This window comes from Imhoffiella purpurea, assembly GCF_000585215.1.
In the GTDB taxonomy this organism is placed as follows: domain Bacteria; phylum Pseudomonadota; class Gammaproteobacteria; order Chromatiales; family Chromatiaceae; genus Imhoffiella; species Imhoffiella purpurea.
The window spans coordinates 59,655-84,685 of sequence record NZ_AONC01000025.1 but is presented as its reverse complement, the minus strand read 5'-3'; the positions used below and the strand labels follow the sequence as shown (position 1 = coordinate 84,685).

Below are 25,031 nucleotides of genomic sequence, written 5' to 3'. Positions count from 1 at the left end.
CTTGGTTCCGGCCTTGACGTCGCCGCCCGGCGGGATCGCCGCCGATGCCGTAGTTCAGGACAACTCCCGGACGACTCGCGCCAACCCCCGCAACACCAGATCGGGCACCATTTCGCAAGGCGCCTGAATCGCCGACGCTATTCGGTCGGCATCTCCGCCCGAGAGCAGCATGCTGGGCTCGGCTCCGGCCTCATGCGCGAGATGCTCGAACAGCCGGTCCGCCAGCGCCGCAACGGCCTGAACGCTGCCGGCCGCTATCGCGCTCCCGGTATCCGTCGCCCAGGAACGGCCGCTCGGCTCGGATTCGATCCGAGGAATCTGAGTGCCGGCCAACAGACTGCTTCGCATCATCTCGATACCGGGCAGGATCGAACCGCCAAGATGACGCCCGTCGCCGAGGATGAGATCGTAGGTGACGGCGGTTCCTGCATCGACGATGAGCACGGCCCCATCCACAGAGGCATGCGCCTCGATCAGGGCCAGCCAACGATCGACCCCGAGCCGACTGGGATCGGCATAGGCGATCCGGAGATCGCGCCATGCAGCCCGAACCGACACGAACTCGGGCTCGAGTCCCCAATAGGCGTGAGCGACCCGCCGCACCGACTCGCCGACCGCCGCACCGCCCACGTTGCCGACGATCAGCCGCGAAGGCGGATCCAAGACCTCCCAGCGAGCCAGGACATCGAGCGGCACGGCGCCGGAATGACGCGCCACCTCGACCTCGAACGCGTCCTCGGAGCGAGCGAGCGCCCAGCGCAGGTTGGTATTTCCGATATCCAGCAGCAGCATCATCAAGACCCCATCGCCCTCAGGCTCACTTCGCCGGCCTGGAACCGCATCCTGCCCCCGCCCGTCTCCAGGATCAAGGAGCCGTCGTCCGCGATCCCGGCGTGCGTGCCGCAGACGACGCGCTCGCCAAGCATCAGCCGAACCGGCTCGCCATGGAGTCCATCGAACCGACGCCAGAGCTCCGCGAAGGGCTCGAGCCCTTCGCGGCCATAGAGATCCAGGGCCCCGGCCAAGACGTCCAACACCTTGCCGGCCAGCCGGTTGCGCGGACACGGCCGACCCTGCAGCGCCTCTTCGAGCGAGGCCCAGGGCTGCTCGATCTCGTCCCCCTGGCCGGTCTGCATCCGCAGATTGATGCCGAGCCCCACCACCAGATGGCTCGGCCCCTGCGATTCTCCGGACACCTCGAGCAACAGGCCAGCGAGCTTGCGCCGGCGCCACAGCAGATCGTTCGGCCATTTCAACGTCAGGTCCGCAACCCCCTCGGCATGCAGCAGGTCGGCGAGCACCGCCCCGACGGCGAGACTGATTCCGCCCAAGGCGGCTGGGGCCAATGGGAAACGCCACAGCAGCGACAGATAGAGATTGACGCCGAAGGGAGACACCCAGACACGTCCGCGACGGCCACGCCCCGCGGTCTGTCGCTCGGCCAGACAGGCCACGCCGGACGGCATCCCGAGCGCGGCCTCGCGCATCAGATAGGCATTGGTGGAATCGATCCGATCGTGGATCTCGACACGCGACACGGCATTGCGCCCGGCATCGGACATCGCGCCCAGAATGGCCTCGCGGTCGAGCAGCTCCAAAGGGACCGGAAGCCGGTAGCCACGTCCCCGAACCGATTCGACCTCCAGACCGAACCGATCGGCCGCGCGACGCAGCGCCTTCCACACCGCCGCGCGGGTCACGCCCAGATGCTCGGCGATCGCCTCGCCCGAGTGGAAGCGGCCATCGGCCAGCATCCGCACGAGCGCCAGATGGGGTTCCACCGCCGCGCTCATGCCAGACTGGCCAGCCAGGCCTGCCGCGCACGTTCGACCGACTCGGACGGCCGATCCAGCCACAGGAGCTCGCAGGTATCCGGCTCGGCCGGCCGAGGTACGGCCTGCAGGACGACTAGCTCGTCGCCCCTGAAGACATGGATCTCGACGACCCCATCGGCCGCCGCGCGCCTCAGCAGCCGATCCAGATTCTCGGCGTTGGCGCGCAGACCGGCGACCGCGATCAGGGTATCGCCCGGAGCCAGACCCGCCTCTTCGCCGGCCCCTCCGGCCAGGACGTTCTGCACGACGGCCTCCGGAGCCCCGGGACGGAGACGGATCGAAAGCGTCTCGGATGGCTCGACAGCATCGAAGGCATCGACCGGGCCACCCAGATCCTTGGCACCACGAGCGGGACGCAAGCGCATCTCGATCCCGACCGTCGCGAGCAGAGGCGCCAGGTCCAGCTCCCGGGTGGAATCCAGGGCCGAGGCGAAGAAATCGCTCAGATCCAGGCCGGAGATCCTCTCGGCGATCGCCTCCACCCCATGCTCGGCCACGCCGATCCCCGCCTCGCCATGCTCGCGCCAGAGGGCGCGCATGACATCGTCCAGCGAGACGGCCCCCAGAGTGCGATGACGCAGGGTCAGATCCAGCGCCAATGCGACGAGCGCGCCCTTGGCGTAATAGCTGACGATGGCATTGGGCGCGTTCTCGTCCTGTTTGTAGAATTTGGTCCAGGCATCGAAGCTCGACTCGGCCAGGGTCTGCACCCGTCGACCGGGGGTGCGCATGACACGCGTGATGGTCTGGGCCAGCATACCGAGATAGGTCCGACGATCGATGCAGCCGCTGCGCACCAGGGCCAGCTCGTCATAGTAGGAGGTGATGCCTTCGAATGCCCAGAGCAGACGCGTGTGCACCTCGCGATCGAGCCCGCCCTCCACCAGTGCGGCGGGACGAATGCGCTTGACGTTCCAGAGGTGGAAATATTCGTGGCTGCAGAGCCCCAGGAAGCGTCCATAGCCCTCGGTCACCCCCGCGTCCAGTGAGCCGCTCAGATCGTCCCGCGCGCACATCAGACTCGTCGAATAGCGGTGCTCGAGCCCGCCATAGCCATCACCGACCGCGGTCACCAGGAACAGATAGCGATCGACCGGCAGTCCGCCGAACAGCGCCGCGTGCTGCGCACAGATCCGGCTCAGGTCCTCGACCAGACGCGACTCGCTCGCCCAGTGACGGCCACTGATCGCCAGACGATGAGGAACGGAGTCCACTTCGAAGGCGCAGGATACGAACGCCCCCATCTCGACCGGATGATCGATCAGGTCCTCATAGTCCTGCGCCTCGTACAACCCGAAGCCGGCCGGATCGACTTGCAGGGCCCGCATGCTGGTCGCAAGACTCCAGCCCTCCCCGGCCGCAGCCTCTGGAGGAAAGAGTTCCATCCGACACGGCCGGTCGTCCAGGCCATGAACCCTCAAGAGGAGCGCAGAACCGTTGAAATAGGCATGCCGGGCATCCAGATGGGCACCGCGAACCGACAGATCCCAGGCGAACACCTGATAGGACAGCCTGATCGGCCGACCTCTCGGCTCACAGATCCAGGTTTGTTTGTCGCTTTTGGCGATGGAGAGCGGCGCCCCCGCATCATCGCAGGCATCCACCCTGGACAGATTGCGGGCGAAATCGCGAACCATGTAGCTGCCTGGAATCCAGGCGGGCATGGAGAGCCTCAGAACGCCCGACGGCGGATCCTGGACCAGGATCTCGACGCGAAACAGATGGGCATGTGGGGATTCGGGCCGAACGCGATAGAGGAGCGCGCAGGAACCTGGGTCGGTAGCGATTGGAGTATCGGGCATGGACGGATATCGGAAGCAGTCAACCAGCCGATAGCCTACCAGGCTCGGGCGAGCGAGGGCGATTCGAGGATCGCCAACCCATCGCTCCCGGGATCGGACATCCCGGGGCGAGGACGAATCTTACCAGCGCGGGCCGCGAGAAGGACGCGGACTGCGCGGCTTGGCCTCATTGACCTTGAGGTTGCGGCCCTTGAGAGGGGTTTCGTTCAACCCCTTGATCGCGGCATCCGCCTCGGCGTTGTTCGGCATCTCGACGAAGCCGAAACCCTTCGAGTTACCGGTGAATTTGTCGGTGATCAAATTCACGCTCGCGATCTCGCCATATGCCGAGAAGGCGTCGCGCAGCTCTTCTTGGGTCACGCCGTAGGCCAGGTTGCCGACATAGATGTTCATCATTCGAATTCCAGGGAACGCGCATTGAAGAGAGTGATTAGAACGGTCGAAAAATCAATGCACAACTGATTCGCCGGTCTTCGTCTCCAACCACAGGAGACCTAACGTGCTTCATAGCCCGGATACCCATCCACATACTGCGACGAATGGGAAGCCCTGCAGCTAAGAAATTCCGAGCAGCCGCAAACCAGCGACCACCGACAGTTCATGAACCGAATGCCTGTCTGAGAAGGCTGCATGCCTTTCGAGGGGGGACATACCGCTCATCGGCGGATACCGTCATCGAGACGCGTGATTGGCAGTGTACGCGCAGAACAATGCAAAAGCTAGCGAGGGAAAATACCCTCCGAGCGGAGGAACCGTCCGGCATGCGGCAACAGATATCCGATGCCTGACAAACGAAACTCCGCTCCAAATCCATGTCGCTCCCACACCCGCCCGCAGATGAGGATTGGGATGCGAAGGCCAGAGCAGCCTTATCCTTCCTCTCGCAGACAATTCGCCTTGAATGATTCGCGATCATCCTTAGAAGCGGGATCGTATCCCTCGGCGGCCATCTTTTGCTTCATCCAGCCAGGCAGAACGCCGCGAACATAGACGTTGTCCGGGTTATCCGGATCCACATAACGCTTGTACTGACGATCCCCGACCAGTTTACGCCCACCGGCTCCACGACGACGCTTGGGCGAGACATGAGGAATGATTTCGTCGTAATCGTATCCGTTTTGCTCGATCAAATCCCTGATCTGCTGGACGATATCATCCTTGCCTTCTTCACGACGCACTTCCAGAAGGCGCTTCAGTTCCACCTTCTTGTTTTCAGCCTCTTGGAGTTGGCGCTGAATTTCCTCGACGCTAAGAGAAGCGTACTCCACGTGCAATACCTCCAGAAAACAATGATCGAATCGAATGAAAGCACACGAATCAGGGTGCATGGCAATAATGTATGCAATAGACATTAAATGTCAAGAAGACATGCCTCCATGCGACGACGAACGGGCTTGAATCATTCAAGAAAATATCAATGGGGCCACAACAAAAAGACCCAGATCGTCTACACGAGCACAAGAATGGAACGCGCCGGAAACTCACTCGAGCATCGCCAAATCATTCGGGCGGATTCCAATCCAGGTATTGCGGAAAAACCCCAAGGCGACGAAGAAGGGCAGGCCAAGTCCATTGGACACTACCCAAGAAAAGATCGATGGATTGCACTTATTCTTGCGGCACTCGCATACCAAGCCAGCAGCCAAGAACGCAAGACATTGATATTTCAGGAATTCGAGAATCGCACTTCAGGATCGCGAACCCGGCGAATGCTGGAACGGAATTCGATCCGCCTACCCCCGAGTTTTTTAGGTGCCCGTCAAGAACATCGCATCCCCATAGCTGAAGAAACGATAGCGCCGGGATATGGCATGTCGATAGGCGTTCATGATGGGGTCATAACCCGAGAAGGCCGCGACGAGCATCAACAAAGTGGACTCGGGCAAATGGAAGTTGGTGATCATGGCATCGACGACGCGAAATGCATAACCCGGCCGAATGAAGAGCCGGCTCTCGCCTCGAAAAGGCCGCAGGGATCCGTCCGCGGCGGCGGTTTCCAGACTGCGCACACAGGTTGTCCCGACCGCGACGACACGCCCGCCCCGAGATCGGGTCCGCGCGATCTGGCCACACACCTCTTCGGAAACCTCCAGCCATTCAGAATGCATCTCATGCCGGTCCAAGTCCTCGGTTCTCACCGGCTGAAAGGTTCCGGCACCGACGTGAAGGGTGACCTCTGCGCGCTCGATTCCCATATCGGCGAGCCGATTCAGCATCGCCTCGTCGAAATGCAATCCGGCCGTGGGGGCCGCGATGGCACCCTCGCGCCGCGCGAATAGCGTCTGATAGCGCGATTCATCGGCCTCGTCGTCCGATCGCTGGATATAGGGCGGCAGCGGCAGATGGCCATAAGCCGACATCAGCGCATCGAAGTCTTTCTCACATGCCCGCAAACGATACAATGCGCCCTCGCGTCCCATCACCTCCAGAGGCGACCCCTCGGCGAGACGGATGCAGGTACCGGACCGTGGCGACTTGCTGGAACGGATATGGGCGAGGGCCTCCCGCGGACCGAGCAGACGCTCGAGCAGCACCTCGACGCGACCCCCGCTTTCTTTATGTCCGTAGAGACGCGCCCGCATGACCCGCGTATTGTTGAAAACAAGCAGATCATCGGGGCGAAGCAATAGCGGCAGATCTCTGAACATGAGATCGCGCGGCGCACCATTCGGCCCGTCCAAGGTCATGAGACGTGCCCCTGCACGCTCGGCCGCAGGTCGCTGTGCGATCAGTTCGGGCGGAAGGTCGTAATGGAAATCGGATCGCCGCATCATTTCGTCATGAATAGAATCGTGAAGCACCTGCCGAGCCTGGTACATTGGGCAGGGGCCGAATCCGGAGGAGCGATTCCCGCCGTCGCCCCGGTACGGCCTTCGCCACCCATTCATTCGCACGCAAGGCACCGAAACAGGTCCCGGAAAAGATGATGAAACTCGGCATCGATCGCCTGCTGGAAAACCCCGAACTCCGAAAGCCGCTCTGGGGCCGCCGTATCGCACTGCTCGGTCACCCGGCGTCCGTGACGTCGAGAGGCCAGCACAGCCTTGACGCGCTCATGGATCTGAGCGAGCTGAGCATCGTCGCCGCATTCGGCCCGCAACACGGCATGAAGGGCGACAAACAGGACAACATGGTCGAGACCTCCGACGCGGTCGATCCCGACTACGGCATTCCCGTCTACAGCCTCTACGGCGAGGTCCGCTACCCCAGCCAGGAGATGCTCGACAGCTTCGACGTGCTCCTGGTCGACCTCCAGGACATAGGAACGCGTATCTATACCTATGTCACAACGCTGGGCTATCTGATCGACGCCTGCAGTACATCCGACAAGGGGCTCTGGGTGCTGGACCGTCCCAACCCCGCCGGGCGACCGATCGAGGGCAGCCTGCTGGAACCCGGCTGGGAGAGCTTCGTCGGCGCGGGCCCGATCCTCATGCGCCACGGGCTGACGTTCGGAGAACTCGCCAAATGGTTCGTGTCCGACCGGGGCAGCCAGCTGGATCTGCATCTGGTCGCCATGGAGGGCTATCGCCCCTCGCAGCCCCCAGGATACGGCTGGCCGCTCGGCGAACTCGCCTGGATCAACCCCAGCCCCAACGCATCCAGCCTCAACATGGCCCGCTGCTTTCCCGGCACGGTGCTGCTCGAGGGCACCACCCTCTCCGAGGGGCGCGGCACCACCACGGCACTCGAACTGGCGGGCGCACCGGATGTCGACTTCGAGCGCGTGCTCCGTCGCATGCTTCAGTCGTGCCCGAGCTGGACCCAGGGCGCCCTCATCCGCCCCTGCTGGTTCGAGCCGACCTTCCACAAGCACGCCGGACGACTCTGCTCCGGGCTGCAGATCCATACGGACGGATCGAGCTACGGCCACGAACGCTTCAAGCCCTATCGCCTGATCTCCCTACTCCTGAAATGCCTGCGCCTCGAGTATCCGGACTACCCGATCTGGCGACACTTCCATTACGAATACGAAAAGGACCGCCTCGCCATCGACCTGCTGTCCGGCGGAACCTTCCTGCGCGAATGGGTCGACGATCCCGAGGGGCAACCCGGAGACCTCGAAAGACGCCTGGAGACCGACGAGGAACATTGGGCGGAAACGACCGCGCCATTGAAAATCTACGCCCAATAGTGTAAATGCAGGAATTCAGCAACCGATCGAATTCGAATAAGAATTCGATCGAGCCGGGTAAAATACTCCATCTAGCCTCATAGCGCACGCGCTAATTCATCATCCATCGCAGCCCCTTGGATCATGTATCGCGCACCATCCAAGACTCGAATCCCAGAACGACACGCAACCCAGGTCCGTTGTCCCCCAGTTCGATGGTCGCGCGATGCAATTGGACGATCGCCAGCACCAGACTCAGCCCCAACCCGCTACCAGGCGTGGAGCGGCTGTCGTCGACGCGAAAGAAACGACGAAAGACCCGTTCGCGCAGCTCGCTCGGGATGCCCGGACCATCGTCCGTTACGACGAGCCTCACCCGATCGTCAGCGACGTTGAGCTGAACGCCCAGACGGCCGCCGACCGGCGTATATTTGATGGCATTGTCGACGAGATTGGCGAGTGCCTGAAACATGAGATCGCGATCGCCCAGTATCCAGGCCGGCCCGCCCCGCTCAAGCGTCAGCCGCTGATCGCGCTCGGCCGCGACCGGCTCGTAGAGCTCGACCACGTCCTCCGCCAGAGGGACCAGATCGAGCGCGCCGAAGGCCGAGCGGCGACTGCCCGATTCGATGCGCGCGATCCTCAGGAGCGCATTGAAGGTCGCCAGCATCTCCTCGGCGTCCGAGATGGTCTCCTCGGCCAGTGAGCGCGCCGACCCCGAATCCGGCAGCTCGGCACGGAGCAGCTCGAGTTTGTTGCGCAGACGCGTCAGCGGGGTACGCAGGTCATGGGCGATGTTGTCCGAGACCTGGCGGACCCCGGCCATGAGCGCCTCGATCCGCTCCAGCATGCGATTGAGCGAGGCCGCCAGCTGATCGAAGTCGTCGCCGCTCCCGCTCAATGGAATGCGCCGGGACAGATCCCCTTCCATGATCTCGCGGCTGGTCTGGTTGATGGATTCGAGCCGCCGGACCAGACTCGCGCTCATCAGCCAGCCCCCCACCAGAGCGAGCCCGGCGGTGATGGCCAGACCCCAGCCGAGGGCCTCGAGGATCACCGCCCGGATCGCCTCCAGATCGCGCACGTCGCGACCGACCAGCAGCCGCAGACCGCTGCGGAGCCGAAAGACCTGGGCGCGAGCCTCGTGTTCCTCCGAGCGGTCCGGTCCGCGCTCGCGCAGATGAAAGCTGATCCAGCCGTCGGCGTCCGGGAGTTCGACCGGCCACCGATCCAGGTTGCCGACGATGAGATGCAACTCGCCGTCGACCAGCAGATAGACGCTGGACCCGACCGGGTCGCGCGCCACCCGCTCGCTGATCACGGCGGTCAACCCGGTCAGTCCGCGTTGACGGTATTGCTCGGCGAGACCGCGGATCTCGGCCTGGATGGTGGCCTCGATCTGACGGTCCATATAGCCGGCGGTCGACCAGTAGATGAACTCCAGCAGAATGGCGACGGAGACGCCGAGGAGCAGAACGTAGAGCAGCGCCAGCCGGAAGGTGGAGCTGCGCAGGATGCGGACCGCGCGTTCGCGCAGCTCGGTCCATGCGCCGACGAGGGCGAGCGCGGGGGGCGTCATTCGGCGCGGATCATATAGCCGGCCCCGCGGACCGTATGCAGCAGGGGCGGCTCGAAGCCCTTGTCGATCTTGCCGCGCAGCCGGCTGATATGCACGTCGATGACGTTGGTCTGGGGATCGAAATGATAGTCCCAGACCTGTTCGAGCAGCATGGTTCGGGTCACGACGCGCCCGGCCTGCTGCATCAGACATTCGAGCAGTCGGAACTCGCGCGGCTGTAGCTGGATCGGCCGGCCCGCGCGCTGCACCTCCCGCTTGAGCAGATCCATCTCCAGGTCGGCGACGCAGAGCCGCGTCTCCGGGGCCTCGGAGACGCCGCGGCGCAGCAGGGCCTCGACACGGGCCTGCAGCTCGGAGAAGGCGAAGGGCTTGGTCAGATAGTCGTCGCCACCGGCGCGCAGCCCCTCGACTCGGTCGTCGACCTCGCCGAGGGCGCTGAGGAAGAGCACCGGCGTGCGATTGCCCGAGGCGCGCAGGGTGCGCACGATGCCGAGCCCGTCGAGGCCCGGCAGCATGCGGTCGAGGATGAGGACGTCATAGTCCCCGCTGGCCGCCATCAGCAGTCCCTCGCGGCCGTCACCGGCCTGATCGACCGTGGCGCCCGATTCCACCAGCGCCTTGCGCAGATAGTCCGCCATCTGACGATCGTCTTCGACCAGCAGGATACGCATCGACCCTCGACCTCCCAACCTCGAATCAGGCCGAGAGCGGGACGGCCACGAACAGGGCCTGTCCATCGCGTTCGACCCGCATGATCACCGCCCGCTGTTTCTCAGCGCTCGCCCGACGCACCGCGGACTGAATCTGCTCGGGCGAGCTGACCGGATCCGCCCCCACCATCGAAATGAGGCTGCCGGGCTCGATTCCGGCCTCGGCCGCCGGACTGCCGGGCTCGACCTGGGCGACGAAGACGCCCTCGCTGCCCGCGTCCAGCCCGCGACGCATCCTCAGTTCGGGCGTCAGAGGCGCCAGGTAGAGCCCCAGATGCGGATTCCCTTCCGACTGGCCGTCGGACCTGGAAGCCGAAGCGATCCGATCCTCGTCCGGCATGGCGCCGACCTCGACCTCCAGATGCCGAGGCTTGCCGTCGCGGATCACCTCCAGCCGCATGCGGCTGCCCGACTTGAGATCGGCCACCAGCCTGGGGAGGTCCTTGTAGTTCTCGATCCTCTCGCCGTTGGCGCTCAGAATAACGTCTCCGGCACGCAGATCGGTCGCGCTCGCCGGCCCGCCCGGCACCACGTCCGCGACCAGGACGCCTCGGGCCGCGCCCAGACCCAAACCGGCGGCCAGATCCTCGGTCACCGGCTGAATCCGGATGCCCAGCCAGCCGCGCTCGACATGACCGTCCGCGCGCAGATCGGCGACCACGCGGCTGACCGTCTCGGCCGGGATGGCGAATCCGATCCCCACATTGCCACCGGTCGGCGAATAGATGGCGGTATTGACGCCGATCACCCGGCCGCTGGTATCGAACAGAGGACCGCCCGAATTGCCGCGATTGATGGCTGCGTCGATCTGCAGATAGTCGTCATAGGGTCCGGAATGGATGTCGCGTCCGCGCGCGGAGATGATGCCAGCATTCACCGAACCGCCCAAGCCGAATGGATTGCCGACCGCCAGCACCCAGTCGCCGACGCGGGCCTTGGTCGAATCGCCCAGCTCGACATAGGCGAGCGGGCGATCGGTCTCGATCTTCAGCAGGGCCAGATCCGTCTTGTCGTCGTGCCCGACGATCTTGGCCGAATGCGACGAACCGTCATTGAGAACGACCGTCACCTCGGTGGCCCCATCGATGACGTGATTGTTGGTCACGATATAGCCATCGGGGTCCACCAGAAAGCCCGAGCCCTGCCCTTGAACGCGATGCGGCGTCCCCTGGGGAAGCTCGCCGAAATAGCGTTTGAAGAACTCGGGAACCGGCATATTGTCGGGCATGCCACGGAAACCGCGCACCATTGGAGAACCGCCGATCTCGGAGGTGACCTTCACATTGACCACCGCCGGAGACACCCGTTCGGCGACGTCCGCGAAACTGGGCAGCGCCATCGGCTGACCCGCGGCCGGTAGCGCCGACACCGGCGGATTCTCCGCCCGAGCCATCACGCCCCCCCCGGCGACCAGAGCCAGGGCCACGGCGCTCGCCACCACCGTCTTCGTCAATCGGTGACGCGGTACGGGCTTGCGGTGTTCCAAGGATTCGATCGATGTTTGCGACGTCATGTTCCTGCTCCTCATGAGATCATCGGAAAAAGGACCGGCTTGTCCATCGGCCGACGAGGCCACAGACCGAACAGGCCGTCATGAGTGACCAGTATCCGGGCAGTCGCATGTCACGCGGCTTAACGAATCCTTAATTTTCCGTCAGGTAGAGACCGATGGCGTATCCTGCCCGGCCATCGAGCCAGATCTCGATCCGACAGCGTGCCTCAGGGGAGACGCCGTCGCGATCCACGAAGATGCTCGAATACTTCCGAGACCAATGACTCGGATGGAAACCCGCTACAGCCAAGACGCAGAGAGCCGGCTGCAGTTCCTGCACCAGAGACCCAACGTTCGCCGCACTGAGAGAGGATTCGACCATGACCACCCCGCGAGCCACGGATCCATGCGTCTTCGCCATGACGCTCATCGTCTTGGCGTCCACGATCGGTCTGCCCGGATGCCAATCGGACGCGACGAGCAAGGAGGGGAAAGGCTGCAGCCCCGAACCCGGCATGACCACCGAGCAGCTCGCCCTCTGCGGCTGCTTTCCGATGAAATCGGGCGGCGATTATTCGATCGGGCTCAATGCCCAGGATACGAATCAGTCGGTCCAGCAGGTGCGCACGCTCAACTATTTCTGTCCGTCCAGAACGGCGGGATTCATCAAGGTGATCACCCTCAACGGCATCGCCCAGGAAGTGTTCCGTTAGGAGGCTGTCCGACTTGGGTCGCGGCGCCGTCGCAGCGGCGAGACGAAGGATGACGCCGGGATGAGAACGAAGGGGCCATCGATCATCTCAACTGGATTCTCGCATTCCAGTACAATGCGCTGAATTTGGAGCCCCTGACCCGCATAGACGCGGACATCGAGCTCATGCCCCATTATGAAACGAGTCACGCCGATCGCCCCCCTTGGGATCTAGCGGGAGGATTGGGACGCCTTCGCAGCCTCTCTCTCCGTGCGCTTCTATGAGGTCAACGCATATGCTGGGCGAAGAGCGCCCCCATATCATTGGGTTTTTCAGTCTGCGCTGGAAGGCGGTCATCGTACTCAGCCTCATCCTGGTCGTGGTCAACGCATCCCTCGCCTTTCTGGCCAATGCCCAATCGATCCGCCAGTTCGAGCTGCAACAGGCCCAGATCAGAGAACAGCAGATTCGCCACCTGCGCGCCATGCTCCACGAGCGCACCCAGGAGATGTCGAAGCTGGCCAGCCTGGTCCCCCTGTTGGGTCCGGCCGATGCCGCCGATCTCACGGACAAGCTCGTCAAGGCGCTCGAGGCGCACGGCGCCTTGCTCGACCTGGAATGGGACATCCGCTCGGTACACTGGATCGAACCCCACAACGCGCACAGGATATCCTGGCCCGAGGGTACGCCGGAGCTGCCCCCCGAGCTCCTGACACGCCTGGCGGAGTCGCCCGAAAGCACCTTCTCGTTGCTCTCCTGCGAATTCGGATGCGGCCAGTATCTGGTGGTTCCCCAGCTGTGGAAAGGCGCATTCGCCGGATCCCTGATTCTCGAACGCTCGCTCGCCGATGCCCTGCTGTCCTTCAATGCCTTGACCGGGGCCGAGATCGCCATCGACGTCGACAGGATCGGCCACCGGGATTCCGCCCCGGATGACGCTCGAGACCATCTCGGGTTTCCCGTCATCACCTTTCCTGAGCGCTCGCTGCCCATACTCCGCGCCGCGCAGGCATCCTTGAGCGACGCAGGTCCGGAACGGGACCCGATCATGATCGAGATGGACCAGGGCTGGTTCGAGATCTATCGCATCCGCGGGCTGGCCGCAGGCGTCAACGCCTATGTGATCAACGACGTGACCGCCCAACAGGAGAGCATCCGCGATGCCTGGCACGACAGCCTCCTGATCGCGGTCTTCGGACTGCTGCTGTCCGAATCCCTGCTCCTGGTGATCATGCAGCCGCCACTCTACCGGCTGCGGGATCTCGCCGCCGCCCTGCCGCTGCTCGCCGAACGGCGCTACGCCGATCTGCGCGCCGCGCTCGTGCCCTTCAGCCACCTGCAGCTGCCCCGCGACGAGATCGACCTCATGGTGGAAACGGTCGGACGGCTGACCGATCGCATGGAGCTGCTGCAGCAGGACCGGGAACAGGCGGAGGAACAACTGGCCTGGCTCGCCGACCACGACCCGCTGACGCGCCTGATGAACCGGCGTCGCTTCAACGAGGACTTCGAGCGCATCGTGGATCAGGCCGCGCGCTACGGTCACCAGGGCGCGCTGCTCTTCCTCGATCTCGACGAGTTCAAGGACGTGAACGACCTGAGCGGACATCAGGTGGGCGACGCACTGCTCAAGCGCGTCGCCGAACAGCTGCGCGGCATCGCCCAATCGAGCGACCTTCTGGCCCGTCTCGGTGGGGACGAATTCGCCCTGGTGCTTCCCGAGTCCAGCCCAGAAGACGCCATCGCCAGCGCCGAGGCGGCCCAGAAGGCCATCCGCGGCATCACCCTGCGCGAACAGGGCCGACAGCACCGAATCTCGGCCAGCATCGGCATCGTCGCCTTCCCGGATCATGGGCTCGACATTCCGCAGCTCATGGCGAATGCCGATCTGGCCATGTACCAGGCCAAGGACCGGGGCCGTGGCCGCTGGCACCTCTTTTCGTCCCAGGACACATCCCGCGAGCAGCTCAACGACCGGATCCTTTGGAAGGAAGAGATCGCCCAGGCGCTGCGGGAGGAGCGTTTCGAGCTCTATTTCCAGCCGATCATCCATCTCGCCACGGGCGCCCCCTGTCACTTCGAGGCCCTGCTGCGCATGCGCGGCAAGGAGGGAGGCATGGTATTCCCGGATCGTTTCATCCCCATCGCCGAAAAGACCGGTCTGATCCAGAACATCGATCATTGGGTCCTCGACCAGGCCATCGAGACATTGGCCCGGAATCCGGGAATGCGGATCGCGATCAACCTGTCCGCGAACGCCATGGACGACCCAACCATCCTGTCCCTACTGAAGCAGCGCATCCAGAGGCATCGGATCGCACCCGAACGGCTCTCTTTCGAGATCACCGAATCGGTCGCGATCGACAGCCTGTCCAGCGCCACCCGATTGATGCGCAGCATCCAGGATCTCGGCTGCCGTTTCGCCCTCGACGACTTCGGCAGCGGCTACGCCTCCTACGCCTATCTGCGCCAGCTCCCGGTCGACGACATCAAGATCGACGGCGCCTTCATTCGCGACCTGCCCAACAACCGCGAGGACCGTATCTTCGTCAAGGCCATCACCGACATGGCTCACGGCATGGACAAGCGGGTCATCGCCGAATTCGTGGAGAACACGGACATCCTCACCATCCTCGAAGAGATCGGCGTGGACTGCGCTCAAGGCTATTTCTTCTCCCGGCCCGCGCGCCTGGAGGACCTGAGATGATCACTCGCCACAGGCTCGTTCCGGCCGAATCCGCTCCGGATCCAGCAGCTCCAGCCAATGCACCACGGGGACTCGAGCCCCGGAGGCAAGATGCAGCTGACAGCCGATGTTGGCGGTCGCGATCCGCGCGGGCGATTCCGAGGTCAGCGCAGCGATCTTGTCGTCGCGCAGCCTTCTGGACAGCTCCGGCTGGGTCATGGAATAGGTCCCGGACGAACCGCAGCAGAGATGGGCGTCCGGCACCTGGGTCAGGACATACCCGAACCGTGACAGGATCGACTCGACCACCAGTCTGATCCCCTGACCATGCTGGAGACTGCAGGGGGCATGGAAGGCGATACGCGGTCCAGATCCAGGAGGCCCGAGCGCGGACAGATCCTCAATGCCGGCCAGGATTTCGGCCGGATCCCGCGCCAGTTCCGCGACCCGGGCCGCCTTGGCCGCATACTCCGGGTCGCCTGCCAGAACCTCCCCATATTCCTTGACCATGGCGCCGCAACCGCTGGCGTTGACCAGGATCGCCTCGCATCCCGAGTCGATCTCGGGCCACCAGGCGTCGATGTTGCGCCTCATGGCGCCGAGCCCCTCCTCACGGGCATCCAGATGATAGGCCAGGGCGCCGCAGCAGCCGGCCTCGGGCACCTCGACCAGATCGATTCCGAAGCGGTCGAGGATACGAGCAGCCGCGGCATTGGTCGCCGGGGTCGCAGCCGATTGAACGCAGCCGCCGAGCACCAGCATGCGTCTGCGGCCGAGCGGCGGCGGAATGGAGCCGACCGTCTGGGCGCGCGGAATCTTCGCCCGCAACCCAGACGGGAGCAGAGGCGCCGCGAACCGAGCCAGACCGAGCAGCCATCGAGCACGCCGAGGATGGGGTAGCGTCAGCACGAGCGCGCGTCTCAGCAGACGCTCGGCCAGCGGACGCCGAACCCTGGCCTCCACCAGATGACGCCCGATATCCAGCAGCCGAGCATAGCGCACGCCGGACGGACAGGTGGTCTCGCAGGAGCGGCAGGTCAGACAGCGGTCGAGATGCCGCTGGGTCACACGGGTCGGTGTCTGACCCTCCAGAACGGACTTGATCTGATAGATGCGCCCGCGCGGTCCGTCCAGCTCGTCGCCCAACAGCTGATAGGTCGGACAGGTCGCGGTACAGAATCCGCAGTGGACGCAGGATCGGAGGATCTCGTCCGCCTCGCGACCCTCGGCGGTCGCGAGCAGTTCGGGAAGGATCTCGGTTTGCATGCGCGACCCTAGAACTCGGCGTAGAGCCGGCCCGGATTGAGGATCCCGTGGGGATCGAAGGACTGCTTGAGACGCAGATGCAGCCGCATCAGGGGCTCGGACAGCGGATGGAAGACATGGCCCGCCCGGTCGCCCCCGCGAAAGAGCGTGGCATGACCGCCGACGGCGGAGACGGCGCCGCGGATCCGCTCGGCATCCGCGTCACCGCGCAGCCAGCGCTGAGAGCCGCTCCACTCGATCAGCTGATCGCCCGCGAGCGCCAGGTGCGGGACGTTTGCGGGCAGCGACAGACGCCACAGCGGCCCCTCGCCGCTGAAGAACCGATGACCCTGCTCGCGGATCAGGTCGCGCCAGAATGTCTCGGCCTCATGCGGATCCATGACCTCCCCGCCGATCCGCTGCGCCGCCTCGCTCACACCCTGACGCCCGCCGGAGAGCCTCACCCAGAGCCGCCCCGCGTACCAGGCGGTCGCCGTGACGGGCCAGGGCTTGGCGGCCCAGTCGATCATGAGGTCCAGCGCCTGCTCGATCCCCGCACTCAGTATCCGAGTCTCGCTGATCGCGGGGCGCGGCATCACCTTGAGACTGATGTCGAGCAGGATCCCGAGCGTCCCCATGGCGCCAGCCATGAGACGCGAGACGTCGTATCCGGCGACGTTCTTCATGACCTCACCGCCGAATCTCAGCACCTCGGCTCGCCCGGTCAGAATCCGCACACCCAAGACCAGATCGCGTGCCGCCCCGGCATAGGGTCGAGCCGGTCCGGCGAGTCCGCAGGCCAGGGTTCCACCCAGAGTGGCATCGGGCGCATCTCCCGAAGGACGGAAATGCGGCGGCTCGAAGGCGAGCGACTGCCCCTGCCGGGCGAGCGCATCCTCGATCTCGTCGAGGGTCGTCCCGGCACGCGCGGTCAGCACCAGTTCCTTGGGCTGGTAGTTGAGAATCCCCGCATGCTCGGAGACGCGCAACGGCTGGCCTTGGGCGATTCGCCCGTAGAAGGACTTGGTTCCATTGCCGAGGATCGCCACTGGCGATGCCTCGGCGATCGCGGTCTTCACACGCTCTTGGAACAGGGTCGTCGAATCCTTGCTCACAATTCCCCCAGAAACGGAGATCGGCGCTCTCGGATGTGCATGCCAAGGGCCGAGCAGCGCACGCGCCTCGCGACCGATGTATCCACCGTGGTCCAAGAATGGGGATGTCGGTCCGTCCGGACAAGACGCCAGTCCGGATCCACAGCCTGAACGCGAGCCGACGGATCGCTCGGATCCGCCGATCGAACGCCCCGATCAGGATGCGCTCACGGATCGCAATGCGGCCCGAATGATCTCCTCGGAGGTCTTGGCGCCGTCGTCGACGGCCTTGGCCATCCGGCTGGCGTCGGGCGGACGATAGCCGAGCGCGACCAGTGCGCTCACGGCATCGGCGAACGCCCGATCCTCGGCACCGACCTGGGACGCGGCCGGCCCCGGGACGAGACCGGCGACACCGCCGACGGCATCCAGCCGATCGCGCATCTCGATGATCAGACGCTGCGCCGTCTTCTTGCCGATCCCTGGAATCCGGGTCAGCGCGGTGCTGTCCTCCTGCTCGACGCACGCTCTGAATCGCGCCGCGTCCATGCCCGAGAGGATGGCCAGCGCCATGCGTGCGCCGACACCGCTCACCTTGAGCAGCGAACGGAAGAGCGCGCGCTCCTGCTCGCGAATGAAACCGTAGAGGATCTGGGCGTCCTCACGGACGGCCAGATGGGTGATGAGGATCACCGTTTCGCCGACGGCCGGAAGCTCGTAGAAGGTGGACATGGGGGCCTCGATCTCGTAACCGACCCCACCGACGTCGAGCAGCAGCCAGGGCGGCTGCTTGAAGACGATCTCACCACGCAGACGACCGATCATGGCTTCAGGGTCTCCAATCGCGCCAAGAGGCCGCCGCGCGCTTGCGCGCGGGAATCCCCATGGAATGGGCATGACAGAGGGCGATGGCGAGCGCGTCCGCCTCGTCCTCGGCCGGGAGTTCGGTCAATGCCAGCAGCACGCGAACCATCTGCTGAACCTGGGACTTCTCCGCCCCCCCGGTCCCGACCACCGCCAGCTTGACCGACTTGGGACTGTATTCGTGGACGCTCACCCCGCCCTTGAGCCCGGCGCAGAGCACGGCGCCGCGCGCCTGGCCGATCTTGAGCGCCGCTGTGGGGTCGCGGGCGAAGATGAGCTGCTCGACGGCCATCTCGTGCGGACGGTGCTCGGCGACGATCTCGGCCACCCGGTCGAAGATGAGGCCGAGCCGGTCGGGCCAGGGCTGATCGCCCACCCGGATGCAGCCGCTCGCGATCCGCAGGCTGCGATGACCGTCGGTATCGATGACGCCGAACCCGGTCGTCCGCGATCCCGGGTCGATTCCCAGGATGCGGTGGCGCAGCTCGCCGCTCCCTGCAGGACGGTTCAGCATGCGTGCGGCCGGTGGCCCGGATGCGCTCCCCGTTCCGAATCAGACATCCAGCGCAGCCATGATCTCGTCCGAGATGTCGGCATTGTGGTAGACGTCCTGCACGTCGTCCAGGTCCTCCAGCATCTCGACCAGCTTCAGCAGCTTCTCGGCCGTCTCCTGATCGAGCTCGGCCTGGGTCGAAGCGTTGTAGGTGATCTCGGCCACCTCGGTGTCGAATCCGGCCTGGGTCAGGGCATCCTTGACCGCGGCGAAGTCCTCGGGCGAGGTGACAACGTCGAGCGAGCCGTCGTCGTTGACGACCACGTCCTCGGCACCGCCCTCGAGCGCGGCCTCCATCACGGCGTCCTCGTCGGTGCCGGGCTGGAAGCTGATGACGCCCTGTTTGGTGAAGAGATAGCTGACCGAGCCGTCCGTGCCCAGGTTGCCGCCGCGCTTGGTGAAGGCGTGCCGGACCTCGGAGGCGGTACGGTTGCGGTTGTCGCTCATGCAGTCGACCATGATGGCGACGCCGCCCGGACCATAGCCCTCGTAGCGGATCTCCTCGTAGTTCTCGCCCTCCATGCCGCCGGCGCCGCGCTTGATGGCGCGATCGACCGTGTCGCGCGGCATGTTGGCCCCGAAGGCCTTGTCCATGGCGAGTCGGAGCCTGGGGTTGGCGCCCGGATCTCCGCCGCCCTCGCGCGCGGCGACCGTGACCTCGCGGATCAGCTTGGTCCAGACCTTGCCGCGCTGCTTGTCCTGCGCGGCCTTGCGATGCTTGATGTTGGCCCATTTACTGTGACCGGCCATGGGTGCGTTCTCCTCAAGATATGACTCTGTCCGGCGAGACGCGCCGAACGCCGCGGGCACGCATCCAGGAGGCCCCGACGAATGCCCGATAAACGAGCCACGGAGACCATGAGCCTGCGCTGCCAAGTGATTAGCCGGTCATTTTAGCATCGCCGGGAACCACGAGGCGAAACCGGTTCGCGCCGCAAGCGAGGGTTCTGCCGCGACGCCTGGAACCCGAATCCGAGAGACCGCCCTTGTGGTACCCTCGGGATCCCGTATTCAGAGTCGATCGCCCGCCGACAGCATCCCGAGCCCCCATCATGTATGCCACCCCTGAAACCGGAGACGGCTGGATCACCCGCATCGAAGGCCGCGAGGACGGCGGTTTCGTCGTCATCGCGCGTTTCGCGCTCTCACCGGATTTCCGGCGCGCCATCGGCGGACGCGAGCCGGATCTCGTCTTCGCCGCCCGCAGTCGACTCGCCCGGCTCGGCATCAACATCCTGCCCCTGGGCGAACCGGATCTCGACGGTCGGTATTGCGACATCCGGCTGAAGGTCGTCCCCGCCATCGTCTCCTACGGCATCGGCGCACACCTCGAACGCATCATCGTTCCCGGACTGCGCGTCGGCCGGCTGGTCTTCTGCCCGACCGACAACCGGCTCGACTCGGCGGACATCCATCGGCTCATCCGCGACAACCGGCTGCAGGTCCCCGAGGGCTTCTCGCTCGACGGCAACGGCTATCTGATCCTGAGACCGCAGCGCCAGATCTTCCGCTTCCAGAAGCCCCTGACCACGGAAGAGATCACCGCCATCGCCACCCATGCCGACGGCAAGGATCTGCTCAACCGGCTGCAGGTCCGCGAGGAGGTCGACCACATCGAGCTGCAGCCGAGGGACGGACTGGTCACCGCCTGCTCCATGTTCCTGCACAGCCACTACGTGGTACTGCGCAATCTCGACGAATCGCTGGGCTTCCATCTCCAGGCCACCGTCCTGGACCCGATCACGACCCGGGGAACCAACGTCTATCTGGAATTCATCAACCGTACCGAGCAGCTCATCATCAACCCCAGCATCGCCGCCTCGGTGCACGAGGCGATCCGCCTGGATCCGCCACCCCGCTACTGGCACGGCCACGACCTCGCCGAGCCGGCACCGCGCGAAGGCAGCGGCCCCGATGCCTGCCAGGCATTGATCCGGGTCTTCGACCGGCTGGAGGCATCCCCCGTCGGCGGCCGTTACTCGCACCGCATGATGGCGGCGACGCTGGATCCGCTCCCCTTGCTGACCGGCGCCCCGCCCGAGCAGCTCTGGACCCACCCGCAGACGCCGCGCGACCCCAGGATCGGAACGGACCTCGCCGCCGGGCTGGTCGCCGAGGGGCTGCATCTCGACATCCCGGTCGAGTGCGGTACCAAGATCCTCGGCGAACTCGCGGACGGGGCGCGCGCGACGCTGCTGCTGGGATATTTCCCCAACCTGATCGAGCACACCGAGATCTGCGCCGCAGCACTGCGTCAGCGGGTCGCCCGTATCGTCTTCCGCCGCGCCTCCTTCGAGCACGGCCCCTTCCTCTCGTCGCGCGACCACGGCCGGCTCGCCGACTACGAGGGGTTGGGGCTGGAGGTCTTCTGGTGCAACGAGATGCGCGGACACGTGGTCCGCCACGTCTTCCGCGGACTGCGGGGCTATTTCACCACCTCGGACAAGGTCGACCGCTTCAGCTCGAGCCTCATCTTCGCCATCTACGGCTCCACCCGACCGCTCAACGATCGCGCCGTCCGCCAGACCGAACGGCTGCTGGAGAATCTGCGCGGTCTCTTCGGCAGCGACATCGGCATCCTGACCGGCGGCGGACCCGGCGCCATGCAGCAGGTAACGGACATCGCCCAGCACATGGGGCTCATGGCCGGCTCCAGCTTCATCGAAACCATCGACCAGGAGCCCAACCAGAGCGCCGAGTTCTACCAGACCTTCCAGGCACGCAGCCGCCAGTCCCGGCAGCGCTGGTTCGAGATCGCCAGCTTCCATCTCTTCCTGATCGGCGGCGTCGGCACGCTGGAGGAGATCGGTCTCACCCTGACCGACATGAAGCTGGGCGTCATCGAACGCAGCCCGCTCGTCTTCTTCGACGGATCGGGGAACGGTTTCTATTGGCAGGGGCTGCGCGAGCAGCTCGCCGAAATGGCCAGACAGGGTCGCGTGCCGCCCTGGCTGATCGATCAGGTCCTCATGACCAGCGACCCGGATGCCGTACCCGATTTCTACAAGCAGAGGCTGCGTCTTGGATGAGCGCCCTAGCCCGGCCTCGCGCGAAGCCGGTCGCCATCTTCGCCGACAGGATCATCGGGGATAGGTGACATTCCCCATCGAAACCAGGACAATTCACCCGAAGTCTAGTGTGCACATTCCAGATACCCTACCCTAGACACTTGATCGCCGTGCGGGATGCGTCCCAGGATGCACGTCTCGACAGTTTCGAGAAACAGCCGTGTCCACATTGACCACATACGAACATCCACTCAACGAGCGCATCCGAACCTTTCTCAGGCTCGAGCACCAATTCGGACAGCTCGATCATTTCATGGTCGAGGATGACCGGCGCACGACGCGTGCCGCGATCGCCGCATTGCTGGACATCATCGCCATCACGGCGCGCGCGGACGTCAAGAACGACATCATCAAGGAGCTCGACCGCCATCAGGTCACGCTCGGCCGCATGACCAATCAGCGCGGCGTCGATCCCGAGGCGCTCGAACAGCTGCTGGGCGACATGCGCCGCGCGCTCGAAGGCATCCAAAACATCCCCGGCCCCATCGGACACACGGCGCGCGAGGACGAATTCCTCAAGGGAATCGCCCAGCGCAGCAGCATCCCGGGCGCCACCTGCAGCTTCGACCTGCCGCATTTCCACCATTGGCTCACCCAGTCGAGCGAGGTCCACCAGGATCGGCTCGACCACTGGCTCCATGATCTTCAGCCGGCGATGGAGGGCATCCGGCTGATCCTGATGCTCGTCCGCTCAAGCGGATCGCGGCGGAAGGTGCTGGCCGAAGGCGGATTCTTCCAGGAGGCGCTCGATCCCCAGCTACCGGCCCAGCTGCTACGGGTGGCTCTCGACGCGGAGGCGGATATCTTCCCCGAGATCAGCGGCCACAAGAACCGCTTCAGCATCCGTTTCATGAATGCCGAGCCGCGCGGACGCGCCTCTCAACACAACCAGGACGTGGACTTCAGGCTCACCTGCTGCGCCTTCTGAGCGACCCCGAGACCATGGCGAAAGAGGTTTCCTGCCCCAACTGCGGCAAACCGGTGGAATGGAGCGAGCAGTCCCAGTGGCGCCCATTCTGCAGCGAGCGCTGCCGGCTGATCGACTTGGGCGAATGGCTCAACGAGAGCCACCGCATCGCGGATCCCACGGATGCCCCGAGCGAGGATCCGCCGCCCTCGGACGATCTATCGACCCCGCATTGACCAGAGGCCGCGGATGGCCGCGATGCCCTGAGCCCCTCGCGCGATGGCCTGATCGAGATGTTCCGGCCCGAGACCGCCCAGGGCATAGACCGGCAAGGGGGCCGGATCCACGAGTTCGGCGAATCGCTCCCAGCCCAAGGGTTCGGCCCCAGGGTGCGTCAAGGTGGGAAGCACAGGCGACAGCAGCGCATAGTCGAGATTGAGATCGGCAGCCCGTGCCAGCTGAGCGGCATCGTGACAGGAGGCGCCGACCCACTCGCCTGGCCCCCCAGGTCGCGCATGAGATTCCATCAGGCGTCGCGCGGACAGATGCAGGCCGTGACGGGGCAGCCCCTCGACCTCGTCCGGATCGCGATTGAGCAGCAGCAGGGCGCCGCGCGACTCGCAAAGCGCATAGGCACGGAGCACCAGATCGGCATAGGAATCGCCATCCAGGCTCGGGGCCCTCAGCTGAACCAGGCGGATGCCGCGCGCGACGGCCCGATCCAGACACGCCAGAAAGGCATCGGCATCCGCAGGATCCTCGCCCGTGATCAGAAACAGCGACGGCAGACGCAGCGCATGGATGATGGGACGATCCGCCGCCGGGAAATCGGCCGGATCCATGGCCTCCGGAGCGAGCCAGCGCAGCGGCTGACCCTCGCGACCGTGCGGCTCGCCCGCGTAGTCCTCGACCCGATGCACGTCGAGCAGGATGCGCCGATCGCCATAGTCGTGACGCACCCGGATCAGCGGACGGCTGCCCCGGATCCGGATACCCAGCTCCTCCTCCAGTTCGCGCGCCAGCCCCTGTTCGGGCGACTCGCCGGGCTCCAGCTTGCCGCCCGGAAACTCCCAGAGGCCGCCCTGATGGACGTGATCCGGGCGTTTCGTCAGCAGGATCCGGCCATCGGCGTCGGCGATGGCCCCGGCCATCACATGGATGAACCTGACCTCAGCTGCGGTACTCGGCGTTGATGCGGACATAGTCGTAGGAGAAGTCGCAGGTGAGGATCTGCGCATCCACGGACCCGCGACCGAGCGAGACGCGGATGTCGATCTCGGACCCGGCCATGACGGCGGCACCGGCCTCCTCGGTATAGGAGGCGGCGCGCCCGCCCTCCTCGACGATCAGAACATCGCCGAGATGGATGCGGATCCGATCGATGTCCAGATCCGCGACCCCGGCGCGCCCTACCGCGGCCAGGATGCGGCCCCAGTTGGGATCCGAGGCGAAGAGCGCGGTCTTGACCAGGGGCGAATGGGCGATGGTATAGGCCACCTGGCGCGCCTCGTCACGGTCGAGGGCCTCCTCGACCCGGATCCGCACCAGCTTGGTCGCGCCCTCGCCGTCGCGGACGATCTCGGTCGCCAGATCGACGCAGACCGCCTCGACCGCCGCCAGCAGGGCGGCATAGTCGGCCCCATGGGGATCCTCGATCGGCGCATTGCCGAGCGCGCCGGTCGCGGCCAGGACGCAGGCGTCGTTGGTCGAGGTGTCGCCGTCGACGCTGACGGCGTTGAAGGAACGGTCGGCGGCGGAGCGCAGACAGGTCTGAAGCACCTCGGGGTCGACGACGGCATCGGTCGCCAGGAAGGCGAGCATGGTCGCCATGTTCGGGCAGATCATGCCGGAACCCTTGGCGATGCCGGTGACCGTCGCCGTGCGCCCGTTCAGGTCGAAACGGACCGAGCGGAGCTTGGGACGGGTGTCGGTCGTCATGATGGCCCGAGCCGCACGGGGCCAGGCATCCGCGTCGAGCGACTGGAGCACGGCGGGCAGGGCCGAGGCGATCCGGTCCACCGGCAGATGCTCGCCGATGACACCAGTCGAGAAGGGCAGCACGGACTCGGCCCCACAGCCGGCCAGATCGGCCAGCGCCTGACAGGAGGCGTGCGCATCCTCCAGACCGCGCTTGCCGGTTCCGGCATTGGCGTTGCCCGAGTTGATCAGCAGGTAACTCGGCTGTACAGCCTGCAGATGCCGCCGCGCCAGGGTCACGGGCGCGGCGCAGAAGGCGTTGCGGGTGAAGACCGCGGCGCAGGTCGTGCCCGGATCCAGGGCCAGGACGACCAGGTCGTCGCGTCCCTGATAGCGGATACCAGCCGCGCCGGCGGCGAGACGCACGCCGGCGACAGGCTCGAAGGGCAGATCGGAATCGCTCATGGACGCCC

At 65.1% G+C, this 25,031-nt stretch carries 22 protein-coding genes; 6 read left to right on the top strand and 16 right to left on the bottom strand.

Annotated elements, in window-relative coordinates:
- Window positions 1-54 precede the first annotated feature (54 nt).
- The 6 genes from D779_RS08375 to queA all read right to left on the bottom strand — a co-directional run bounded on the left by D779_RS08375 (window position 55) and on the right by queA (window position 6,408).
- Window positions 55-795 (bottom strand): type III pantothenate kinase, encoded by a 741-nt coding sequence (locus D779_RS08375; protein WP_043752654.1) that lies wholly within the window; start codon window positions 793-795, stop codon window positions 55-57.
- Window positions 795-1,793: a bifunctional biotin--[acetyl-CoA-carboxylase] ligase/biotin operon repressor BirA gene (gene birA / locus D779_RS08370; protein WP_043752429.1), complete on the bottom strand. Its 999-nt coding sequence runs from the start codon at window positions 1,791-1,793 to the stop codon at window positions 795-797. The genes D779_RS08375 and birA overlap by 1 nt, the downstream gene beginning before the upstream one ends.
- Window positions 1,790-3,637 (bottom strand): M61 family metallopeptidase, encoded by a 1,848-nt coding sequence (locus tag D779_RS08365; protein ID WP_052347965.1) that lies wholly within the window; start codon window positions 3,635-3,637, stop codon window positions 1,790-1,792. The genes birA and D779_RS08365 overlap by 4 nt, the downstream gene beginning before the upstream one ends.
- Window positions 3,638-3,757: 120 nt before the next feature.
- On the bottom strand, window positions 3,758-4,030 hold the full coding sequence (locus D779_RS08360) for an RNA recognition motif domain-containing protein (protein ID WP_043752646.1): 273 nt from the start codon (window positions 4,028-4,030) through the stop codon (window positions 3,758-3,760).
- A 476-nt stretch (window positions 4,031-4,506) separates the two neighbouring features.
- Window positions 4,507-4,989, bottom strand: coding sequence for an H-NS histone family protein (locus D779_RS21615; protein WP_332307751.1), 483 nt, complete (start codon window positions 4,987-4,989; stop codon window positions 4,507-4,509).
- 396 nt (window positions 4,990-5,385) lie between these two features.
- Complete coding sequence (queA, locus tag D779_RS08350; protein ID WP_043752644.1) at window positions 5,386-6,408, bottom strand: tRNA preQ1(34) S-adenosylmethionine ribosyltransferase-isomerase QueA; 1,023 nt, start codon at window positions 6,406-6,408, stop codon at window positions 5,386-5,388.
- A 152-nt stretch (window positions 6,409-6,560) separates the two neighbouring features.
- Here queA and D779_RS08345 point away from each other — a divergent pair, with 152 nt between their 5' ends.
- A complete protein-coding gene (locus D779_RS08345; RefSeq protein ID WP_198295689.1) occupies window positions 6,561-7,772 on the top strand; it encodes an exo-beta-N-acetylmuramidase NamZ family protein in 1,212 nt (403 codons plus the stop codon).
- A 121-nt stretch (window positions 7,773-7,893) separates the two neighbouring features.
- Here D779_RS08345 and D779_RS08340 read toward each other — a convergent pair whose 3' ends face one another.
- Genes D779_RS08340 through D779_RS08330 form a run of 3 tightly spaced genes read right to left on the bottom strand, consistent with a single transcriptional unit; the run spans window position 7,894 to window position 11,553 of the window.
- Window positions 7,894-9,330 (bottom strand): sensor histidine kinase, encoded by a 1,437-nt coding sequence (locus D779_RS08340; RefSeq protein WP_052347964.1) that lies wholly within the window; start codon window positions 9,328-9,330, stop codon window positions 7,894-7,896.
- Complete coding sequence (locus D779_RS08335; protein WP_043752421.1) at window positions 9,327-10,001, bottom strand: winged helix-turn-helix domain-containing protein; 675 nt, start codon at window positions 9,999-10,001, stop codon at window positions 9,327-9,329. Before D779_RS08335 ends, D779_RS08340 begins: the two co-directional genes overlap by 4 nt.
- 25 nt (window positions 10,002-10,026) lie before the next feature.
- Complete coding sequence (locus D779_RS08330) at window positions 10,027-11,553, bottom strand: DegQ family serine endoprotease (protein WP_043752418.1); 1,527 nt, start codon at window positions 11,551-11,553, stop codon at window positions 10,027-10,029.
- A 359-nt stretch (window positions 11,554-11,912) separates the two neighbouring features.
- Here D779_RS08330 and D779_RS08320 point away from each other — a divergent pair, with 359 nt between their 5' ends.
- Entirely contained in the window at window positions 11,913-12,245 is a 333-nt protein-coding gene (locus D779_RS08320; protein ID WP_157726356.1) for a hypothetical protein, read from the top strand.
- 274 nt (window positions 12,246-12,519) lie between these two features.
- A complete protein-coding gene (locus tag D779_RS08315) occupies window positions 12,520-14,931 on the top strand; it encodes a putative bifunctional diguanylate cyclase/phosphodiesterase (protein ID WP_043752409.1) in 2,412 nt (803 codons plus the stop codon).
- Here the strand turns inward: D779_RS08315 and glcF are convergent, their stop codons facing one another.
- The 5 genes from glcF to D779_RS08290 form a co-directional block, all read right to left on the bottom strand.
- Window positions 14,932-16,176: a glycolate oxidase subunit GlcF gene (glcF, locus tag D779_RS08310; RefSeq protein WP_043752406.1), complete on the bottom strand. Its 1,245-nt coding sequence runs from the start codon at window positions 16,174-16,176 to the stop codon at window positions 14,932-14,934.
- 8 nt (window positions 16,177-16,184) lie between these two features.
- Window positions 16,185-17,270: a glycolate oxidase subunit GlcE gene (gene glcE / locus D779_RS08305; protein WP_081763406.1), complete on the bottom strand. Its 1,086-nt coding sequence runs from the start codon at window positions 17,268-17,270 to the stop codon at window positions 16,185-16,187.
- Window positions 17,271-17,465: 195 nt separating this feature from the next.
- Entirely contained in the window at window positions 17,466-18,074 is a 609-nt protein-coding gene (ruvA, locus tag D779_RS08300) for a Holliday junction branch migration protein RuvA (protein WP_043752403.1), read from the bottom strand.
- A 4-nt stretch (window positions 18,075-18,078) separates the two neighbouring features.
- Window positions 18,079-18,627, bottom strand: a complete 549-nt coding sequence (gene ruvC, locus D779_RS08295) for a crossover junction endodeoxyribonuclease RuvC (protein WP_052347963.1) — start codon at window positions 18,625-18,627, stop codon at window positions 18,079-18,081.
- Window positions 18,628-18,666: 39 nt separating this feature from the next.
- Complete coding sequence (locus D779_RS08290) at window positions 18,667-19,416, bottom strand: YebC/PmpR family DNA-binding transcriptional regulator (RefSeq protein WP_043752401.1); 750 nt, start codon at window positions 19,414-19,416, stop codon at window positions 18,667-18,669.
- Window positions 19,417-19,718: 302 nt separating this feature from the next.
- Between D779_RS08290 and D779_RS08285 the strand changes: the two genes are divergently transcribed.
- The 3 genes from D779_RS08285 (at window position 19,719) to yacG (ending at window position 22,877) form a co-directional block, all read left to right on the top strand.
- Window positions 19,719-21,695: an LOG family protein gene (locus D779_RS08285; protein WP_043752398.1), complete on the top strand. Its 1,977-nt coding sequence runs from the start codon at window positions 19,719-19,721 to the stop codon at window positions 21,693-21,695.
- A gap of 199 nt (window positions 21,696-21,894) precedes the next feature.
- Window positions 21,895-22,662 carry a cell division protein ZapD gene (gene zapD, locus D779_RS08280; protein WP_043752396.1) on the top strand — a complete coding sequence of 256 codons (768 nt, stop codon included), beginning with the start codon at window positions 21,895-21,897 and terminating at the stop codon, window positions 22,660-22,662.
- 14 nt (window positions 22,663-22,676) lie between these two features.
- Window positions 22,677-22,877 (top strand): DNA gyrase inhibitor YacG, encoded by a 201-nt coding sequence (gene yacG / locus D779_RS08275; RefSeq protein ID WP_043752392.1) that lies wholly within the window; start codon window positions 22,677-22,679, stop codon window positions 22,875-22,877.
- Here yacG and D779_RS08270 read toward each other — a convergent pair.
- Window positions 22,860-23,843: a Nudix family hydrolase gene (locus D779_RS08270; RefSeq protein WP_052347962.1), complete on the bottom strand. Its 984-nt coding sequence runs from the start codon at window positions 23,841-23,843 to the stop codon at window positions 22,860-22,862. The two genes, yacG and D779_RS08270, sit on opposite strands and share 18 nt — an antisense overlap.
- On the bottom strand, window positions 23,812-25,023 hold the full coding sequence (gene argJ, locus D779_RS08265) for a bifunctional glutamate N-acetyltransferase/amino-acid acetyltransferase ArgJ (protein WP_043752384.1): 1,212 nt from the start codon (window positions 25,021-25,023) through the stop codon (window positions 23,812-23,814). Before argJ ends, D779_RS08270 begins: the two co-directional genes overlap by 32 nt.
- Window positions 25,024-25,031: the final 8 nt, after the last annotated feature.

What these genes read in the sequence shown, in the direction of transcription:
- D779_RS08375 (WP_043752654.1), bottom strand. Translation starts at nt 795, where the DNA reads ATGATGCTGCTGCTGGATATCGGAAATACCAACCTGCGCTGGGCGCTC.
- birA (WP_043752429.1), bottom strand. Translation starts at nt 1,793, where the DNA reads ATGAGCGCGGCGGTGGAACCCCATCTGGCGCTCGTGCGGATGCTGGCC.
- D779_RS08365 (WP_052347965.1), bottom strand. Translation starts at nt 3,637, where the DNA reads ATGCCCGATACTCCAATCGCTACCGACCCAGGTTCCTGCGCGCTCCTC.
- D779_RS08360 (WP_043752646.1), bottom strand. Translation starts at nt 4,030, where the DNA reads ATGAACATCTATGTCGGCAACCTGGCCTACGGCGTGACCCAAGAAGAG.
- D779_RS21615 (WP_332307751.1), bottom strand. Translation starts at nt 4,989, where the DNA reads ATGTCTATTGCATACATTATTGCCATGCACCCTGATTCGTGTGCTTTC.
- queA (WP_043752644.1), bottom strand. Translation starts at nt 6,408, where the DNA reads ATGCGGCGATCCGATTTCCATTACGACCTTCCGCCCGAACTGATCGCA.
- D779_RS08345 (WP_198295689.1), top strand. Translation starts at nt 6,561, where the DNA reads ATGATGAAACTCGGCATCGATCGCCTGCTGGAAAACCCCGAACTCCGA.
- D779_RS08340 (WP_052347964.1), bottom strand. Translation starts at nt 9,330, where the DNA reads ATGACGCCCCCCGCGCTCGCCCTCGTCGGCGCATGGACCGAGCTGCGC.
- D779_RS08335 (WP_043752421.1), bottom strand. Translation starts at nt 10,001, where the DNA reads ATGCGTATCCTGCTGGTCGAAGACGATCGTCAGATGGCGGACTATCTG.
- D779_RS08330 (WP_043752418.1), bottom strand. Translation starts at nt 11,553, where the DNA reads ATGACGTCGCAAACATCGATCGAATCCTTGGAACACCGCAAGCCCGTA.
- D779_RS08320 (WP_157726356.1), top strand. Translation starts at nt 11,913, where the DNA reads ATGACCACCCCGCGAGCCACGGATCCATGCGTCTTCGCCATGACGCTC.
- D779_RS08315 (WP_043752409.1), top strand. Translation starts at nt 12,520, where the DNA reads ATGCTGGGCGAAGAGCGCCCCCATATCATTGGGTTTTTCAGTCTGCGC.
- glcF (WP_043752406.1), bottom strand. Translation starts at nt 16,176, where the DNA reads ATGCAAACCGAGATCCTTCCCGAACTGCTCGCGACCGCCGAGGGTCGC.
- ruvA (WP_043752403.1), bottom strand. Translation starts at nt 18,074, where the DNA reads ATGATCGGTCGTCTGCGTGGTGAGATCGTCTTCAAGCAGCCGCCCTGG.
- ruvC (WP_052347963.1), bottom strand. Translation starts at nt 18,627, where the DNA reads ATGCTGAACCGTCCTGCAGGGAGCGGCGAGCTGCGCCACCGCATCCTG.
- D779_RS08290 (WP_043752401.1), bottom strand. Translation starts at nt 19,416, where the DNA reads ATGGCCGGTCACAGTAAATGGGCCAACATCAAGCATCGCAAGGCCGCG.
- D779_RS08285 (WP_043752398.1), top strand. Translation starts at nt 19,719, where the DNA reads ATGTATGCCACCCCTGAAACCGGAGACGGCTGGATCACCCGCATCGAA.
- yacG (WP_043752392.1), top strand. Translation starts at nt 22,677, where the DNA reads ATGGCGAAAGAGGTTTCCTGCCCCAACTGCGGCAAACCGGTGGAATGG.
- D779_RS08270 (WP_052347962.1), bottom strand. Translation starts at nt 23,843, where the DNA reads ATGTCCGCATCAACGCCGAGTACCGCAGCTGAGGTCAGGTTCATCCAT.
- argJ (WP_043752384.1), bottom strand. Translation starts at nt 25,023, where the DNA reads ATGAGCGATTCCGATCTGCCCTTCGAGCCTGTCGCCGGCGTGCGTCTC.